Genomic DNA, 16,128 nt, shown 5'->3' on the forward strand with positions numbered 1-16,128 from the left:
ATAGGTCGAATGATGTATCTTCACCGGATGAATTTAGCTTCGCTCGATCTCAACCTGCTGGTCGCGCTCGACGCCTTGCTGAGCGAGGCGAGTGTCGGCCGCGCCGCCATGCGCATCGGCCTGTCGCAACCGGCGACCAGCCATGCGCTCCGTCGCCTGCGCGATCTCATCGGTGATCCCTTGCTGGTGCGGGTCGGCGCGCGCATGGAACTGACGCCGCGCGCCGAAGCCCTGCGCCAGCCGCTCGCCGAGGCGCTCGACCAGGTGCGCGGCCTGTTCGTCACCGACAGTTTTGATGCCGCCACCAGCTCCCGCCGCTTTCTCCTGATGATGCCGGATCATGTCGTCGATCTGGTCTTGCCGGCGCTGTCCGAACGGATCGCGCGGGAAGCCCCCGGCGTCCGGCTCGATATCGCGCCCTGGCGTGGCCCGGCCACCATGACGGCGGAACTGGCGCGCGCCATCGACCTGGTCATCGGCTGCACGGGCGAGGCCTTTGCCGGTTTCCACCGGCAACGGCTGTTCGCCGATACCGAGGCCCTGGCGGTGCGCCGCGACCATCCGGTTGGCGCCGGCCTCACGCGTCTGGAGGCTTTTCTGGCGGCCCGCCACGTGGCGGTGGTCGGGCGCGGCCAGCGCGAGGACCCGATCGACGGCTGGCTCGGCCAGGAAGGCCTGGCGCGGCCGATCGCCATGGTCGTGCCGAGCTATCTGCAGGCGCTGCATCTGGCCGCCCGCACCGATCTCGTCAGTTTCGTGCCGCGCCGGCTGATCGAGGTGATGGCCGGTCCGCTTGGGCTCGCGATCGTGCCGCCGCCGGTCGATCCCGGGACCTACGAGGAATTCCTGTTCCATCCGACCCGCGCCCAGGTCGATCAAGGATCGGTCTGGCTGCGCAAGCACGTGCTCGACATCGGCCGGGGGCTCGACCGGCCGCTCGTACGGGCAGCCTGAGGCGATGCTTTGGGCCATCGGCCTTCAATGCTCGCAGGCTTGATGACACAAGGGCTGACGAGGACTCTCGACAACCGATGGTTGAATGATAGGGTAGTGCCAAGAATTCATATGTGGCGTTCTTCGCCGTTTTCATCACGACTCGCGCCGAGACATACAATTGGAACCCGAGTTTCCTCTGGAATTCGTCGTTGAGGGCACGCCTGTGTCACTTCAGACAAAGCGCGCAGCCTCAAGGATTGAATGGCAAGCGCGGGTCAAGGAGGCGAGCAAGCAGGCCCTACCGGAAGGCCACTGGGCGACCGAAGGCCGCGTCGCAGCGACACTTTACTATTTTCCGGACGCAGCGATGGAAGGCGACATCGACAACATCGTGAAGCCGATCCTCGACGCGCTGGGCCGGCATATCTATATTGATGACTCCCAGGTCGAGCGCGTGGTGGTCCAGAAATTCGAGCCGGGGAACATCTTTCCCTTCGCCACCCCCAGTTCGATGCTTGAAGAGGCCCTGCGTCGTCCCAAGCCGCTCCTCTATGTGCGACTGACGGACGATCCTTTCGAGGACTTGTCATGACCGTTGCCGAACAATCCCGGCAAGTGATCGAACGACTTATCCCGCAGCTGGAGGCGGACGGCTATACGATTTATCTGGAGCCTTCTCGTCAACTGCTCCCCCCGTTTATGCAGGGGTACATTCCCGACGCGATTGCTCTTGGACCCAAGAAAAATCTCGCGATCGAAGTCATTGTTGAGGGGCCTTCTGACAAGCGCAGTTCGGCCTCGACGCAGAAGCTGTCGCAGCTGAAGCGTCGATTTAGTGAGGTTGAGGATTGGGAACTGCGCGTCTTTTTCGTGAGACCATTCCAGGCTCAGGACGCAATATTGCCGATATCCAAAGCGGCGATTGAGACTTCCCTAGCATCGGTCAAAAAGCTGGTGCTAGATGGGCAGCAAGCGCCAGCTTTACTTATAGCTTGGGCGACACTCGAAGCGCTGGCGCGGAGCCTGATGCCCGAAACATTCGCGCGCGCACAGTCACCGCGGCGTCTCGTGGAGGTCCTGGCTGCGGACGGACACGTCACACCTACGGAAGCCGATCTGTTGCGGCGCCTGGCCGATCGTCGCAACCAGATCGCGCACGGGAGTCTCGAACTTGGGGCCGATGATGTGGAACTGGCAGGCTTCATTGATGTGTTGAAGGTGCTTCTTCAGGCGGTCGACCAAGACCACGCGCCTTCGACGGAAGGAATGAGACTGTGACGTCACCTCGATGAAAGTGGTGATCAGGAGCGCCTGAGCAAGCACGTCCTCGACATCGGCCGGGGGCTCGACCGGCCGCTCGTACGGGCAGCCTGAACGGCCGTCAGGCCATGGATCGCTCAGCCTCGGCATCGGAAGGCGACGGCAATACCATTTTATCCAATCTGGAAAAGTGGAATACCCTTTGGGCATGGCAGAACCCGAAGACGAGCCCAGTGTTCCTCGCCTCACCCTGGCGCAGCTCGACGCACTGCGCGCCGTCCTTTCGACCCGCGGCGTCAGCGATGCGGCACGCTTGCTCGATGTCTCCCAGCCCGCCGTCAGCAAGCTGCTGCGTCAGGTCGAGCGCAGCCTCGGCTTGCCGCTGGTTCAGCGCGACGGCAACCGGGTGATCCCGACGCGCGAAGCCGAGATGTTGCAATGGGAGGTCGAACAGCTGTTCGGCAGCTACGACTCGATCCAGCGGCTGGCCGCCGCGTTGCGCGGCGAGACCGGCGTGTCGATCCATGTGGCGGCCATTCCGACCCAGGCGACACGTTTCGCCGTACCGGCCATCAAGCTGTTGCGCGAACGCCAGCCGGATGTCCTGGTCAAGCTGGAGATCCTGGCCAACCCGCTGATCATCGACGCGGTGGTGTCGGGCCGGGCCGAGTTCGGGCTGGTCCACTCGATGACCGTCTCGCCGGAGCTCAAGGCGGAGGATATCGGCGAGCACCATGTCGTCTGCATCGCGCCGGCGGGTCATCGCTTTGGCGGTCTCGCCGCCATTGGCCGCGAAGACTTTCGCGGCGAGACCTTCGTGTCCTATGGGCCGAACACGATTTTCGGCCGGTGGCTCAGTGCCGAATTCGGGCGCGGCGGAGCCAATATCCCAGTTGATGTCGAGATCACCGCCTCACCGACCTTGGTCGAGGCGGTCGAGAACGGTATTGGCGTGGCGCTGGTCGAAGAGGCGGCGCTGAGCCCGATGGCCCGTTCCCGCCTGGTGGTGCGGCCGCTGACCTATCCGCTGACCTTCCGCTCGCGGATCCTGCGCATGCCCGGGCGCGCCATGTCGCGCCAGGCCGAGCTGCTCTTGGAGTTCTATCGCGAGGTGGTGGAGCGGGGGCACGACAGGGCCTGACCCCGCAGGGCGGCGGCGCCGCCGCCCTGACATCTTTCAATCTCAGTTCAGGCTGGAGCGCTTGATGAACGCGCCGCCCTTCATGATCAGCGGCATGTGCTTGCCCTGGCGGGTGAGCAGCGACAGGTCCTTCAGCGGATCGCCGTCGACCACGATCAGGTCGGCATAGGCATCCGCCGCGACCACACCGATCTTGCCGTCCAGGCGCAGCAGCTTGGCCGCGACATGGGTGGCGGAGCCGATCACCTCGTGGGCGGGCAGGACTTGGCCGCGAATGACGAATTCCTCGGACTGGTGGCGATGCATCTCGCCGAGCAGGTCCGAGCCATAGGCCATGGCGAGGCCGGCCTTGCGCATGATGTCGAGCGATTCCAGGCCGGCCAGCCGGACGTCGTCGACCTTGGCGACGGAAGCCGCCGGCAGGCCGAGCTTGGCGCCTTCGCTCGACAGCTTGTCATAGGTGACCAGCGTCGGCACGGCGACCGCGCCGGCCTTGGCTGCGAGCTTGGCCGTTTCCGGCTTGATCAGATTGCAATGCTCGAGCGAATGGACGCCGCATTCGACCGCCCGGCGGATCGCCGCGTCGGTATAGAGATGCGCCGAGACATAGGTGCCGGCATTGTTGGCCTCCTCGACGATCGCCATGATCTCCTCGCGCGAAAAGCCGAGGAAATGGATCGGGTCGGTCGGCGAGGCGACGCCGCCATTGGCCATGATCTTGATGAAGTCGGCGCCGCCCTTGATCTCCTCGCGGGCGGCCCGGCGCACCTCGTCGACGCCGTCGCAGATGCGGCCGAGCTGGCCCAGCCGGAAGCCGGTCTGCTCGACGGTGCGGTCGTTGTAGCGGCCGCGGAAGTCGCAATGGCCGCCGGTCTGGCTCAGCGCCTTGCCGGAGATGACCAGCCGCGGGGCGGGCAGATAGCCGTCATCGGCGGCCGCCACCAGGCCGTGATCGGCACCGCCGACGTCGCGCACCGTGGTGAAGCCGCGCCCGAGCATTTCACCCATCAGCTTGAAGGCGCGCACCGTGGTGACGGCGTCCGGCAGCATGGCGTTGCGGCCGAGATCGGCGAGGCAGGCGACGACATGGACATGGGCGTCGATCAGGCCTGGCATCAGGCTGCGGCCGCCGAGGTCGATCACCCTGGCCTTGCCCGGCGCGATGGATTTGCCGACTTCGCGGATGCGGTCGTTCTCGATCAGCACCTGGACGGGATCACCGCGCTCCGGCGCGGTGCCGTCGACGATGCGTGCATTGGTCAGGAGGGTGGATGCCACGGGACTGTCTCCGGTCAGCGTGTTGGATGTCAGGTCTTGGAACGGGCGACGGCGCGGGCCTGGAGGAAGGCGGGAACGAGCAGCGGGCTCAGCCTTGCGAGCGGCGCGACATGCTCGTCGCGGTAATGGTGCTCGACATCGAGCAGGTTCATCGTGCCGATGGTCTCGCCGTCATAGAGGACCGGGATATTGATCACCGAGCCGAGACCCATGCTCTCGATCAGCTGGTGGTCGAAAAAGGCCCAGCGGATGCCCTCGCGGTCGCGGCCGAGAAACGGCTGGCGGCCCTTGAGCACCAGATTGCCCCAGGGCGTCTCGCCCATGGTCTTGCGGCCGGAGACCGGATATTCGGCCGGCCTGCTCGAATAGACCCGGGCGACGTCCTGGCCATCGGCATAAAGCAAGGTGAACAGCTTGTGGCCGACCAGTTCGGCGGTCGCCTGGTCCAGCGCCTTGTAGAGGCGGTCCGGCTGGCCGGGCGCGGCGAGATCAGCCAGAAGATGGGGCAAATGGTCGGTCATCAAATGGTCGGTCATATCGTCCTCGGGGCAGGCGGAATGCGTTCGGGCAGGATGCCCTGCGGCCGGACATAGAAGACCAGGATCAGGGCAATCCCGACCAGCATCTCGCGCAGTGCGGCGATCTGCACCGGCTGCAGGCCGGGTGCGATATCGGCGACGAAACGGGTCGCCTCCAGGAAGACCACCACGGCATAGGCGCCGATGACAGCGCCGGTCGGGCGGCCGACGCCGCCGGCCGAAACCGCCAGGAAGATGTAGATGGTGATCAGCGGCTGGAAATGGTCGGGCGAGATATAGGTCTGGTAATGGCCGTAGAGCGCGCCGGCGAGCCCGGCGATCGCGGCCGACAGGGCGAAGGCCTGGAACTTGAAGCGCAGCACGCGCTTGCCGGCAAAGGCTGCCAGCTCCTGGTCCTCGCGGATCGCCTTCAGGGAGCGGCCGAAGGGTGAGAGATCGAGCCGGCGCAGCAGCGCCCAGGCGGCGAGCACCACGAGGCTGACCAGCGCCAGATAGAACAGGTTGAAGCCCTGGGTGCCGAGCTCGGCCTTGAACGGGGCCTTCAGGCCGGACATGCCGTCCGAGCCATTGGTCAGCCAGCGTTCGTTCAAGGCGATGAGCCGCACCACTTCGGCAAAACCGAGGGTGACGATGGCGAGATAGTCGTCCCGGAGCTTCAAGGTGGCGAAGGTGACGATGAGGCCGGCGACCACGCCGGCGCCGAGCGCGGCGACCAAGCCGACGGCGACCGGCGTGCCGGCACCGGTCGCTATCGCCGAGGCATAGGCGCCGACCGCGAAGAAGCCGGCAAGGCCGAGATTGACCATGCCGGCGCCGCCCCAGATCAGGTTGAGGCTGAGTGCCAGCAGCGCATAGATGCCGCCCATGGTCAGGGTGAACAGGAGGTAGGAGAGCATCAGACCGCCCTTTCGCCGAAAATGCCGCGCGGGCGGAAGGTCAGCATGACGAGGATGGCGGCAAAGCCGATCGCGCTGCGATAGGTTGCCGGCACGACCAGCAGCGACAATTCCTCGGCAATGCCGACGGCGAAGGCGCCGACCACCGCGCCGGGGATCGAGCCGAGCCCGCCGAGCACGGCGGCGGCGAAGACCGAGAGCAGAATGCGCGCGCCGGTCAGGGGGTCGATCGAGGTATCGACCGCCAGCAGCACGCCGCCGACGCCGGACAACCCTGCGCCGAGAAACAGCGTGGTGATCGCCACCACCTGCGGGTCGATGCCCTTCAGCCGCGCCAGGTCGACATTGTCGGCGACCGCCCGCATCGCCTTGCCGAAGCGGCTGAAGCGCAGGAAGGCGAAGACCGCGAGCATGACCAGGCCGGCCAGCACGACATTCTCGATCTGCTGCGGGCCGACGCGCAGGTCGAGGAAGCGCAGGTCGGGTTTCAGCGGCAGGTCGTAACCGCGCAGGTCGTTGCCGAACAGGAAACGGACGACGTTTTCCAGGATCAGGTTGAGCGCGATGGTGGCGATCGCCACCGTCAGCGCGCCGGCCGGCCGCAGCCGGCGCAACGCGCCCTCCTCGCCGGCGACGCCGACGGCGCCGGCGACCAGGAAGGCGATGACCAGCGCCGGCAGCACGCCGGCGCCCCACATGGTGTTGGCGAACCAGCCGGCGAAGCCGCCAATGGTGACATAGGCGGCGACCCCGAAGCTGGGATAGCGCAGGACCGCGAAAATGGCGGTGAAACCGATGGCCGGCACCGCGATGAGCGTGCCGGTCATCACACCGTTGAGAATGGCCTGCGCCAGGATCGACATGGCGGCCTCAGGCGATCTTGATCAGGTTGATCTTGCCGGCCCTGACCTGCTCGTAGCGGAAGCGGCAATCGGCGATGTCGCCCGTCTCGAGGAAGTCGCACGGCCCGCTGGCGCCGTCATAATCGACCGGCTGCCTGGCGGCGATCGCCTTCAGGCCATCGAGCGCGTTGTCGACCTTCACGCCGCCGGGGGCCTGGCTGACCTTGCGGATATTGTCCTTGATCGCCGTGCCGGAAGCGTCGCCGGCGAGCGCGATCGCCATCAGCACCAGGTTGACCTGGTCATAGACCTGGGTGGTGTAGGGATCCGGATTGCTGACGCCGATCAGCTTGACGAGCCGCTCATAGGCCTTGGAGCCTTCCGCCGAGGACGGCGAAATGGTGAAGACGCCTTCGACCACATCGGCCGGCAGGCTCTCGACCAGCTTCTGGTTGACCGAATAACCGAAGGCGATCTTCTTGGCGGTGAAGCCGGCGCGGTAGAGATCGCGCAGCAGCACGGTGGTGTCGGGCGCATAACCGCCGAGCACCAGGGCGTCCGGCCGGAAGCGGGCGATCTCATCGACCTCGGAGCGATAGGACGGCTTCTTGTCGTCATAGATCAGCGCACCGGTGTCGCCGCCCTTGGCTTTGACGGCCAGCGTGATGTTCTCGAACTGGCTGCGCTGGAACGGCGTCTGCGGCGAGACGAAGAACACCCGCTTGGCGCCCTGTTCGAGCGCGAACTCGCCGAACTTGCGGCCCTGCAGCGTGGTGTTCGGCTGGGTCCGGACCAGGTAACCCTGGTGCGGCAGGGCGGTGATCGGATCGGCGCCGGAGACGGTGGCGAGGAAAGTCTTGGAGTCCCAGCAGAGCGGCGCGACCGCCGTCGTGACCGAGGAGGCCCAGGTGCCGAGAATGGCCGAAACCCGGTCGACGTCGATCAGCTTGCGGGCGGCGCGCACGCCGGCCTCCGGGTTGGTCTGGTCGTCTTCGGAAATCAGCTCGACCTTGCGGCCGAGCACGCCGCCTGCGGCATTGACCTCGTCGACGACGGCCTTGATCGCCTTGACCATGACCGGGCCATAAGGGCCGCCGGCGCCGGTCAGCGGCGTCAGCGAGCCGAGCTTGATCGGCGCGCCCTGGGCATGCGCCAGGTTCGGCAGGGCGATCAGGCCGGCAAGGGCTGCGGCGCCGGCCATGAGGTCGCGGCGTGTCGTGTCATGTTGTGACATCGTGGTTCTCCTCTGGATGGTTTCTTGATCTGTCAGCCGCCGAGAAACAGGCGGCGGATTTCCGGGTCGGCGGCAAGGCTTGGACCGGCGCCCTCGGCACTGTTGCGGCCCGAGACGAGCACATAGCCGCGGGTTGAAATGGCCAGCGCCTCGACCGCGTGCTGCTCGACCATCAGGATCGGCAGGCCGCCACGGTTGAGCGCCACCACGGCATCGAACAATTCGTCCGCCGCCTTGGGCGACAGGCCGGCGGTCGGCTCGTCCAGCAGCATCAGCTTCGGATCGGTCATCAGACCCATGGCCATGGCGAGGATCTGGCGCTGGCCGCCGGACAGGGTGCGGGCGAGCGCCCGGCGTTTTCCGGCGAGCATGGGATAGCGGTCGTAAAGCGCCGCGATCCGCGCGGTCGCGCCCTTCGGATCGAGATAGCCCGATATTTCCAGGTTCTCGGCAACCGTCAGGCTGCCGAAGACATTGCGCTCCTGCGGCACGAAGGAAATGCCGGCGCGCGCCCGGCCCTGGGCATCGCTCGAGGTGACATCGTCGCCGCCGAGCCGGATCGCGCCGGCCTTGGTGGCGACGAGGCCGGCGACCGCTTTCAGGAAGGTCGATTTGCCGGCGCCGTTCGGGCCGATAATGGTGACGATCTCGTTCGCCTCGACGCGCATCGAGGTGCCCTTGAGGATCTCCTCGGACGCGCCATAACCGGCGACGATCCGGTCGACTGACAGAATGCTCAATGCCGCCTCCCGAGATAGGCTTCCTGGACACGGGTATCGGCGGCGACCGTCTCGAACGAGCCTTCGACCAGCGTCCGGCCCTCGGCCATCACGATGATCGGATCGCAGAGCCTGCGGATCAGCCCCATGTCATGCTCGATCAGGCAAATGGTGATGCCCTCGCGGTTGAGCGCGATCAGGTGACCGGCGATCTCCTCGGTCAGGCTCGGATTGACGCCGGCCATTGGCTCGTCGAGTAGGATGAGCTTGGGATCGGCCATCAGCGCCCGGCCGATCTCGACCAGCTTCTTCTGGCCGCCGGACAGCGCGGTCACCGGATTGTCGATGACATGGTCGAGGCGCAGCCGCCTGGCGATGCCGAGCGCCCGCTCGGCAAGCTCGGCCTCGCGGTGGCGCGCGGCCTTGCCGCCGAGCATGGCGGCGACCAGGCCTTCGCCCTGCTGGCGCGGCCCGTAAAGCATCAGGTGCTGGAACACGCTGAGCTTGGGAAAGCCGCGCGCCAGCTGAAAGGTGCGCACCAGGCCGCGGGCGACGAGGCGATCGGGCGCGAGCCCGCCGATCGCTTCCGAGCCGAGCCGGATCTCGCCCGCATCCGGCTGGTAGAGGCCCGAGACGACATTGAACAAGGTCGATTTGCCCGCGCCATTCGGTCCGATCAGGCCGGTGAAGCTGCCGGCCTTGATGGTCAGGTCGACGCCTTGCAACACGCTGACGCCGTAGAAGCCGCGCTCGAGGCCGCGTACCGACAGAAGATCGCTCATGCGGCTTTTCCTTTTGGCCGGCGGCCGGCGACCTTGGCCGGCTTGTCGGGGAAATGCTGTCTGGCCTGCTCTTTCCAGAAATCCAGGAGCTCGGCGAAATAGGCCGGGTCGTCGCGCAGCACGGTCTGGGCGATCATGCCGCGGATCATGCACATGCTGGCGTTCATGACCGTGCGGGTGCGGTCCGGATCGGTGCCGCGGCTCGTCGCCAGCGCCATCCAGATGGCGTCGAGGCCGGAATGGAAGCCTTTCACCACGGGCACGAGGCTGGCCCTGAAGTCGCCATTGTGCCGGGCTTCCGGCAGATATTCCATGGTCACATAGAACAACCGGTCCGACATGATTTTCCAGAGATAGTCGACGATCTCGTCGCTCGACCCGCCGCGTGCGTTGATGTCCTCGGCGAAGCGGTGGAGATCTTCGGTGACATGGCCGAGCATGCGGGCAATCGCCGAGGTGACCAGGTCCTCGCGGCTTGAAAAATGATGGGTCAAAGCGCCGCGCGACACGCCGGCATAAGCCGCGATCTCGGGCGTCGGCATGCGCGAAATGCCGCGGTCGTGCAGCAGGTCGATGGCAGCCTCGAGCAGACGCGTCGAGGTCTCGGCGCTGCGCTCCTGCTGTGATCGTCTCTCGCGACGTTCCGCCAAAACCGACCGCCCCCCGCGACCGTGGTCATGATGGGGCAGAGAGAGCCACATCACAAACAAACATGCAAGTTTGTTTTTAAGTCGATTGGGGGCCCGGTTCATGAGGACAGTGGGACGACGGAACGCGTCGGCGAGAAAGGCACAACGTTACCAACCCTCTCCCTTTGGGCTACTAGATTCACACATCTTTTGCCTGGGCGAGAGCGTCCCATCCCTGCTTGGCATCGTAGAAGGATAGCCAGCCCTGTAGCATGACCATCGGGCCAGGCTTGCCGTAATATCCGGTCCAGCCACCGAGCCTTGCGCAAACCCAGGCGGCAAAGGCGAGCGAGCCCTTGGGGTGTGGATTCTTCTGCCGCTGGGTCTTGCCCTCCAGCTTGGCCGAGAGCGCCTCGAGCAAGGGCTGATCTTCCGGCTGGAAGGCATCGGTGAGCGGCCTGAGCGGGGTCTGAGGCGATGCGCCGTCACGAGCATGGACGAGTTGCTGGACGCTGACCGCGGCCACCAGCGCTGCCATGACCAGCTTGAGACGGGGCACATCCTCGGCGATGCGCAGGCCTTCGATGTCGTAGCCCTGGGTCTTCAGGGTGCGGAACAACTGCTCGATGGCCCAACGACGCCGGTAGAGCTCGGCCACCGCCAGGGCTTCGGTGATGTCGCGGACCGCGCGCGAGATCAAGAGCCGCCAGTGAACCGCCGGCTCGCCCGCCGGTGGATCGACTTCGCGGATATCGACCAGCGTCATGCCGACGCTCGCCGGCAGGGCCTCAAGTCCTGGTGTGCCGGCCTTGGGACGTGCCAATTGCGCCGCCATGAAGCGGACCGCCAGTCGCGCCTGGCGCGCCTTGCGGCCGGGCTTGGCCGGCAGGTCCAGCAGGGTCCGGCCGGCCTCAGGCAAGGCATCCACGGTGGCAAACAGCCGACCGCCATCGCCGAGGCTGCGATCTTGGGCCGCCCTGACCAGAAGCTCGATGTCCTTCGGGCGTCGTGCAAAGGCCTCGAAGATATCGCCCTCGCGATCGGCGATCACCGTCACGCTACGAGCCAGCGCCCCGATCCTGGCCGCGTCTTCGCCCCCTTCCAGCCAGCGCCGGCTCTCTTTCGCCGCCAATGGGCGGGATTTCCGCTCCCCACGCAAGCCTTTGTCGCGGCTCATGAATTGAGCATGCGCCAACCCCAGGATGGCGCCGTCCTCGGCATCCACCGCGATCATCGCATGCAACATAAGCCCACCGCCGCCGCTCGACTTGATGCTGGTGGTGTCCTGGATCGCCAGCACCGGCCGGCCGATACACCGTTCCGCCGTGCGCTCTTGCGCCGTCGCCGCCATCTCTTCGACCGTCACCGCCGGATTGCGCAGCAAACGGGTCAGGCGCATCTCGCCTCGCCGGTTGCCGCCCAGCGGCCGAATCCGAATCCCACGACCACCCCACTCGACCAGCCGGCGGTGCAAAAAGACCCCCCTTTTTCCAGCCGGCGGTCGCCAAACCGCCCCAGCCCATGCTCCTGCATCTGCTTCCTCCCGCTAGCTGCGGATCAAGGAATCAGAGCCGCATCCTCCTCGCAACCCACGATGTGTGAATGTCGTAGCCCGATGGGAGAGGGTTGATTCAGCAGCGCTTTTCCGGCTGGCGCCGCACCGCCGCTCACTCCCAGCTCAGCGCGCCGCCGTTCTGATATTCGATCACCCGGGTCTCGAAGAAGTTCTTCTCCTTCTTCAGGTCCATGGCTTCCGACATCCAGGGGAAGGGGTTGTCGGTCTCGGCGAAGACCGGGGCGAGGCCGAGCTGGGCGCAGCGCCGGTTGGCGATGAAATGCATATAGTGCTCGCAGAGCCCGGCATTCAGCCCGAGGAAGCCGCGCGGCATGGTGTCCCGGCCATAGGCGGCCTCGATCTCGGCGCCGTCCTTCAGCATTTGCCGCAGCTCGTCCTGGAAGGCCTTGGTCCAGAGATGCGGGTTCTCCGCCTTGATCTGGTTGATGACGTCGATGCCGAAGTTCAGGTGGATGCTCTCGTCGCGCAGAATGTATTGATATTGCTCGGCAATGCCGACCATCTTGTTGCGCCGGCCGAGCGACAGGATCTGGGCGAAGCCGGTGTAGAACCACATGCCCTCGAACACGACATAGAAGGCGACGAGGTCGCGCAGGAAGGCCTGGTCGGCCGCCGGCGTGCCGGTCTTGAAATCGGGATCGTCGAGGCTCTGGGTGTGTTTCAGCGCCCAGGCGGCCTTGTCGGTGATCGACGGCACTTCCCGGTACATGTTGAACAATTCGCCCTCGTCGAGGCCGAGGCTTTCCACGATGTATTGGAAGGTGTGGGTGTGGACCGCCTCCTCGAAAGCCTGGCGCAGCAGGTATTGCCGGCATTCCGGATTGGTCAGGTGGCGATAGATCGCCAGCACGATATTGTTGGCGACCAGGCTTTCCGACGCCGCGAAGAAACCGAGGTTGCGCTTGATGGCGCGCCGCTCGTCCTCGGTCAGGCCGTCTTTTGATTTCCACAGGGCGATGTCGGCCTGCATCGACACTTCGGTCGGCATCCAGTGATTGTTGCAGCCGGCAAGGTATTTCTCCCAGGCCCAGCGATATTTCAGCGGCAGCAACTGGTTCACGTCGGCGCGGGCATTGATCATCGCCTTGTCATCGACGGAGACGCGCTGGCCGCCGCGGTCGATGAGACCGAGGCCGGTGGCATCGGCGGCGGGCAGTGGTGCCGCCGGCATGCCGGGAAGGCGGGCAGGGGTGGCTTTGGGTTCGGACCAGTCGAGCATGGGAAGACCTGAAGGCAAAGAGCCCCATCGCGCCGATGTCGCGCGGGCGGCGAGGCTGCGGGTGAGAAAGGTGCCCGGGACGCAGTCCCGGGCAGGATGGCTGGCCCTGGCGCCTACTGGCAGGCTTCGCAGGTCGGATCGTCGATCACGCAGGCCTGACCCCAGGCTTCGCCGGCCGTGATCGCGATCGGCGCCGCCGCCGTCGCGACCACCGAGGAGACCGCATTGAGCTTGCCGTCGGTGCCCTTCAGCGTCGATTTCTCGACATGGGTGGCCGAGCGCGAGCGCAGGTAATAGGTGGTCTTCAAGCCGCGCTTCCAGGCGAGCGTATAGAGCGCGTCGAGCTTCCGCCCCGAGGGATTGGCGATATAGAGGTTGAGCGACTGGGCCTGGTCGATCCATTTCTGCCGGCGCGCCGCGGCCTCGATCAGCCAGGCCGAATCGATCTCGAAGGCGGTCGCATAAAGCGCCTTCAGATCGTCGGGAACCCGGTCGATCTGGCCGAGCGAGCCGTCGAAATATTTCAGGTCGGAGATCATCACCGCGTCCCACAGGCCGCGCGCCTTCAGGTCATTGACGAGCGCGGCGTTCACCACGGTGAAATCACCCGACATGTTCGATTTGACATAGAGGTTCTGGTAGGCCGGCTCGATCGACTGGGCGACGCCGCAGATATTCGAGATGGTGGCGGTCGGGGCGATCGCCATGACATTGGAATTGCGCATGCCGACCGTGGTGACGCGCGCCCGAAGCGAAGCCCAGTCGAGGCGCTGCGAGCGATCGAGGTCGAGCTCGCCGCGCGCGGTTTCCAGAAGTTCGATCGAGTCGATCGGCAAGATCCCCTTCGACCAGAGCGAACCTTCGAAGCTCGGATAGCGGCCGCGCTCGGCGGCGAGATCGGCCGAGGCCGAGATCGCCTCGAAGGCAAGCGCCTCCATGCTGCTATCGGCGAAGGCGACTGCCGCCTCGGAGGCATAGGCGATACGCAGCGTCTGCAGCGCATCCTGGAAGCCCATCAGGCCAAGGCCGACCGGACGGTGCCGGAGATTGGACCGGCGTGCCTCCGGGATGGTGTAGAAATTGATGTCGATGACATTGTCGAGCATGCGCATGGCGGTCGTCACCGTGCGCTTCAACCGGTCGCGGTCGAGGCTGTCGGCCGTCACGTGCTGGGCGAGATTGACCGAGCCGAGATTGCACACCGCGACTTCGTCGTTCGAGGTGTTCAGGGTGATCTCGGTGCACAGGTTCGACGAATGCACGACACCGGCATGGCCCTGGGGCGAGCGGATGTTGCAGGGATCCTTGAAGGTGATCCAGGGATGGCCGGTCTCGAACAGCATGGTCAGCATGCGCCGCCACAGGTCGCCGGCGCGGACCTGGCGGAACACCTCGATCTCGCCGCGCGCGGCCTTGGCCTCAAAGGCCTCGTAAGCCGTCTTGAACGCCGGGCCGTAGAGGTCGTGCAGATCGGGTGTCTCGTCGGGTGAGAACAGGGTCCAGGCGGCGTCCTGCTCGACCCGCTGCATGAACAGATCAGGCACCCAATGGGCGGTGTTCATGTCGTGGGTGCGGCGGCGGTCGTCGCCGGTATTCTTGCGCAGGTCGAGGAATTCCTCGATGTCGACATGCCAGGTTTCGAGATAGGCGCAGACCGCGCCCTTGCGTTTTCCGCCCTGGTTGACGGCGATCGCCGTATCATTGGCGACCTTCAGGAAAGGCACGACACCCTGGCTTTCGCCATTGGTGCCCTTGATATGGGCGCCGAGGCCGCGCACCCGGGTCCAGTCATTGCCGAGGCCGCCGGAATATTTGGCCAGCAAGGCATTGTCCTTGACGCTCTTGAAGATGCCGTCGAGGTCGTCGGGCACGGTGGTCAGGAAGCAGGATGACAGCTGCGGCCGGAGCGTGCCGGCATTGAACAGGGTTGGCGTCGAGGCCATGAAGTCGAAGGACGACAGGAGGTCGTAGAATTCGATGGCGCGGGCCTCGCGGTCGATCTCGCGCAGGGCCAGGCCCATGGCGACGCGCATGAAGAAGGCCTGGGGCAATTCGAAGCGGCTGCCCGAGACATGCAGGAAATAGCGATCGTAGAGCGTCTGCAGGCCAAGAAATTGGAAGGCGAGGTCGCGCTCGGGTTTCAATGCGGCGGCGAGCCGGCCGAGGTCGAAACGGCCGAGTTCCGGATCGAGCAATTCGTGTTTGATGCCGGTCGCGACATAGCCGGCGAAATAGTCGCCGTAACGCGCCGCCATCTCGGCTTGGGTCGCCTGATCGGGGCGGCCGGCAATGAAGCTCAGCGCCTCGCGTCGGAGCTTGTCGAGCAGCAGGCGGGCGCTGACGAAAGTGTAGTTCGGTTCGGTCTCGATCAGGGTGCGCGCGGCGAGGATCGGCGCCAGCGCCAGCTCGTCCAGCGAAATGCCGTCATAGAGATTGCGATGGGCCTCGGCGATGACGGTTTCGGCAACCACGCCGTCGAGGCCGGCGGCCGCCTCGTTGACGATCCGGGCGAGCCTTGCGGCGTCGAGCGGCGCCCGCTCGCCCAGCGCATTGATCATGCTGAGCATTGGCGCGGCCGGCGCCGGTGCTGTTTCGGCGAGAACCTGGGCACGTTCCCTGGCGCGCTCGTCGCGATAGAGCACATAGGCGCGCGCCACCTTGTGATATTCGCCGCGCATCAGCGCGAGCTCCACCTGGTCCTGGACGTCCTCGATATGGAAGGTGCGGCCGGCATCGGCCCGGCGGATCAGGGCGTTGACGATCTGGCCGGTCAGGACCTCGACAATGTCGTGGACACGCCGCGACGCCGCCGCACCGGTGCCTTCCACCGCCAGGAAGGCCTTGGTCAGCGCCACCGCGATCTTGGCAGGGTCGAAGGGGGTGACGCCGCCATGGCGGCGGATCACCTGGTAACCCGGTTCGCTCGCCGTCTTGGCGGACGCCTGGGAGATGGGAGGCAACGCGCTTGGCGCGGTTTCGGTTTCGATCAACAGAGACATCGGCAGACCCCAGACAGTGTGGGGGCTTGGGCCAAAAAAGGACGCCGCCGGAAACGGAACGGCGCCTTCGCCCTCCCG

General features: G+C 65.7%; 15 protein-coding genes. 4 read left to right on the plus strand and 11 right to left on the minus strand.

From position 1 onward, the window contains the following. The first annotated feature begins 27 nt into the window (after positions 1 to 27). The 4 genes from E8M01_RS22325 to E8M01_RS22340 all read left to right on the plus strand — a co-directional run bounded on the left by E8M01_RS22325 (position 28) and on the right by E8M01_RS22340 (position 3,337). A complete protein-coding gene (locus E8M01_RS22325; RefSeq protein WP_136964757.1) occupies positions 28 to 954 on the plus strand; it encodes a LysR family transcriptional regulator in 927 nt (308 codons plus the stop codon). A 160-nt stretch (positions 955 to 1,114) separates the two neighbouring features. Continuing rightward, the gene (locus E8M01_RS22330) at positions 1,115 to 1,528 is read left to right on the plus strand and encodes a RusA family crossover junction endodeoxyribonuclease (protein ID WP_136962174.1); all 414 of its coding nucleotides are present in this window, start codon (positions 1,115 to 1,117) and stop codon (positions 1,526 to 1,528) included. Further along, positions 1,525 to 2,214 (plus strand): hypothetical protein, encoded by a 690-nt coding sequence (locus E8M01_RS22335; protein ID WP_136962175.1) that lies wholly within the window; start codon positions 1,525 to 1,527, stop codon positions 2,212 to 2,214. Before E8M01_RS22330 ends, E8M01_RS22335 begins: the two co-directional genes overlap by 4 nt. A 190-nt stretch (positions 2,215 to 2,404) precedes the next feature. Beyond that, on the plus strand, positions 2,405 to 3,337 hold the full coding sequence (locus E8M01_RS22340; protein WP_136962176.1) for a LysR family transcriptional regulator: 933 nt from the start codon (positions 2,405 to 2,407) through the stop codon (positions 3,335 to 3,337). Positions 3,338 to 3,379: 42 nt separating this feature from the next. Here E8M01_RS22340 and E8M01_RS22345 read toward each other — a convergent pair whose 3' ends face one another. The 11 genes from E8M01_RS22345 to E8M01_RS22395 all read right to left on the minus strand — a co-directional run bounded on the left by E8M01_RS22345 (position 3,380) and on the right by E8M01_RS22395 (position 16,050). Continuing rightward, the gene (locus tag E8M01_RS22345; RefSeq protein ID WP_136962177.1) at positions 3,380 to 4,615 is read right to left on the minus strand and encodes a metal-dependent hydrolase family protein; all 1,236 of its coding nucleotides are present in this window, start codon (positions 4,613 to 4,615) and stop codon (positions 3,380 to 3,382) included. 29 nt (positions 4,616 to 4,644) lie between these two features. After that, positions 4,645 to 5,151, minus strand: coding sequence for a GAF domain-containing protein (locus E8M01_RS22350; RefSeq protein ID WP_246088386.1), 507 nt, complete (start codon positions 5,149 to 5,151; stop codon positions 4,645 to 4,647). Continuing rightward, positions 5,148 to 6,050, minus strand: a complete 903-nt coding sequence (locus E8M01_RS22355) for a branched-chain amino acid ABC transporter permease (protein ID WP_136962178.1) — start codon at positions 6,048 to 6,050, stop codon at positions 5,148 to 5,150. Before E8M01_RS22355 ends, E8M01_RS22350 begins: the two co-directional genes overlap by 4 nt. Further along, positions 6,050 to 6,913 carry a branched-chain amino acid ABC transporter permease gene (locus tag E8M01_RS22360; RefSeq protein ID WP_136962179.1) on the minus strand — a complete coding sequence of 288 codons (864 nt, stop codon included), beginning with the start codon at positions 6,911 to 6,913 and terminating at the stop codon, positions 6,050 to 6,052. The genes E8M01_RS22355 and E8M01_RS22360 overlap by 1 nt, the downstream gene beginning before the upstream one ends. Positions 6,914 to 6,920: 7 nt before the next feature. Continuing rightward, on the minus strand, positions 6,921 to 8,126 hold the full coding sequence (locus E8M01_RS22365; protein ID WP_136962180.1) for an ABC transporter substrate-binding protein: 1,206 nt from the start codon (positions 8,124 to 8,126) through the stop codon (positions 6,921 to 6,923). A gap of 32 nt (positions 8,127 to 8,158) precedes the next feature. Continuing rightward, positions 8,159 to 8,866, minus strand: coding sequence for an ABC transporter ATP-binding protein (locus tag E8M01_RS22370; protein WP_136962181.1), 708 nt, complete (start codon positions 8,864 to 8,866; stop codon positions 8,159 to 8,161). Then, positions 8,863 to 9,627 (minus strand): ABC transporter ATP-binding protein, encoded by a 765-nt coding sequence (locus E8M01_RS22375; RefSeq protein WP_136962182.1) that lies wholly within the window; start codon positions 9,625 to 9,627, stop codon positions 8,863 to 8,865. The genes E8M01_RS22370 and E8M01_RS22375 overlap by 4 nt, the downstream gene beginning before the upstream one ends. Next, entirely contained in the window at positions 9,624 to 10,277 is a 654-nt protein-coding gene (locus tag E8M01_RS22380; RefSeq protein WP_246088387.1) for a TetR/AcrR family transcriptional regulator, read from the minus strand. The genes E8M01_RS22375 and E8M01_RS22380 overlap by 4 nt, the downstream gene beginning before the upstream one ends. 178 nt (positions 10,278 to 10,455) lie before the next feature. Further along, positions 10,456 to 11,655: an IS4 family transposase gene (locus tag E8M01_RS22385; protein ID WP_136958598.1), complete on the minus strand. Its 1,200-nt coding sequence runs from the start codon at positions 11,653 to 11,655 to the stop codon at positions 10,456 to 10,458. Positions 11,656 to 11,923: 268 nt separating this feature from the next. Continuing rightward, entirely contained in the window at positions 11,924 to 13,051 is a 1,128-nt protein-coding gene (locus tag E8M01_RS22390) for a ribonucleotide-diphosphate reductase subunit beta (protein ID WP_136962184.1), read from the minus strand. Positions 13,052 to 13,164: 113 nt separating this feature from the next. Beyond that, entirely contained in the window at positions 13,165 to 16,050 is a 2,886-nt protein-coding gene (locus tag E8M01_RS22395; protein ID WP_136962185.1) for a ribonucleoside-diphosphate reductase subunit alpha, read from the minus strand. Positions 16,051 to 16,128: the final 78 nt, after the last annotated feature.

The organism is Phreatobacter stygius, from assembly GCF_005144885.1.
GTDB classification, from domain to species: Bacteria; Pseudomonadota; Alphaproteobacteria; order Rhizobiales; family Phreatobacteraceae; genus Phreatobacter; species Phreatobacter stygius.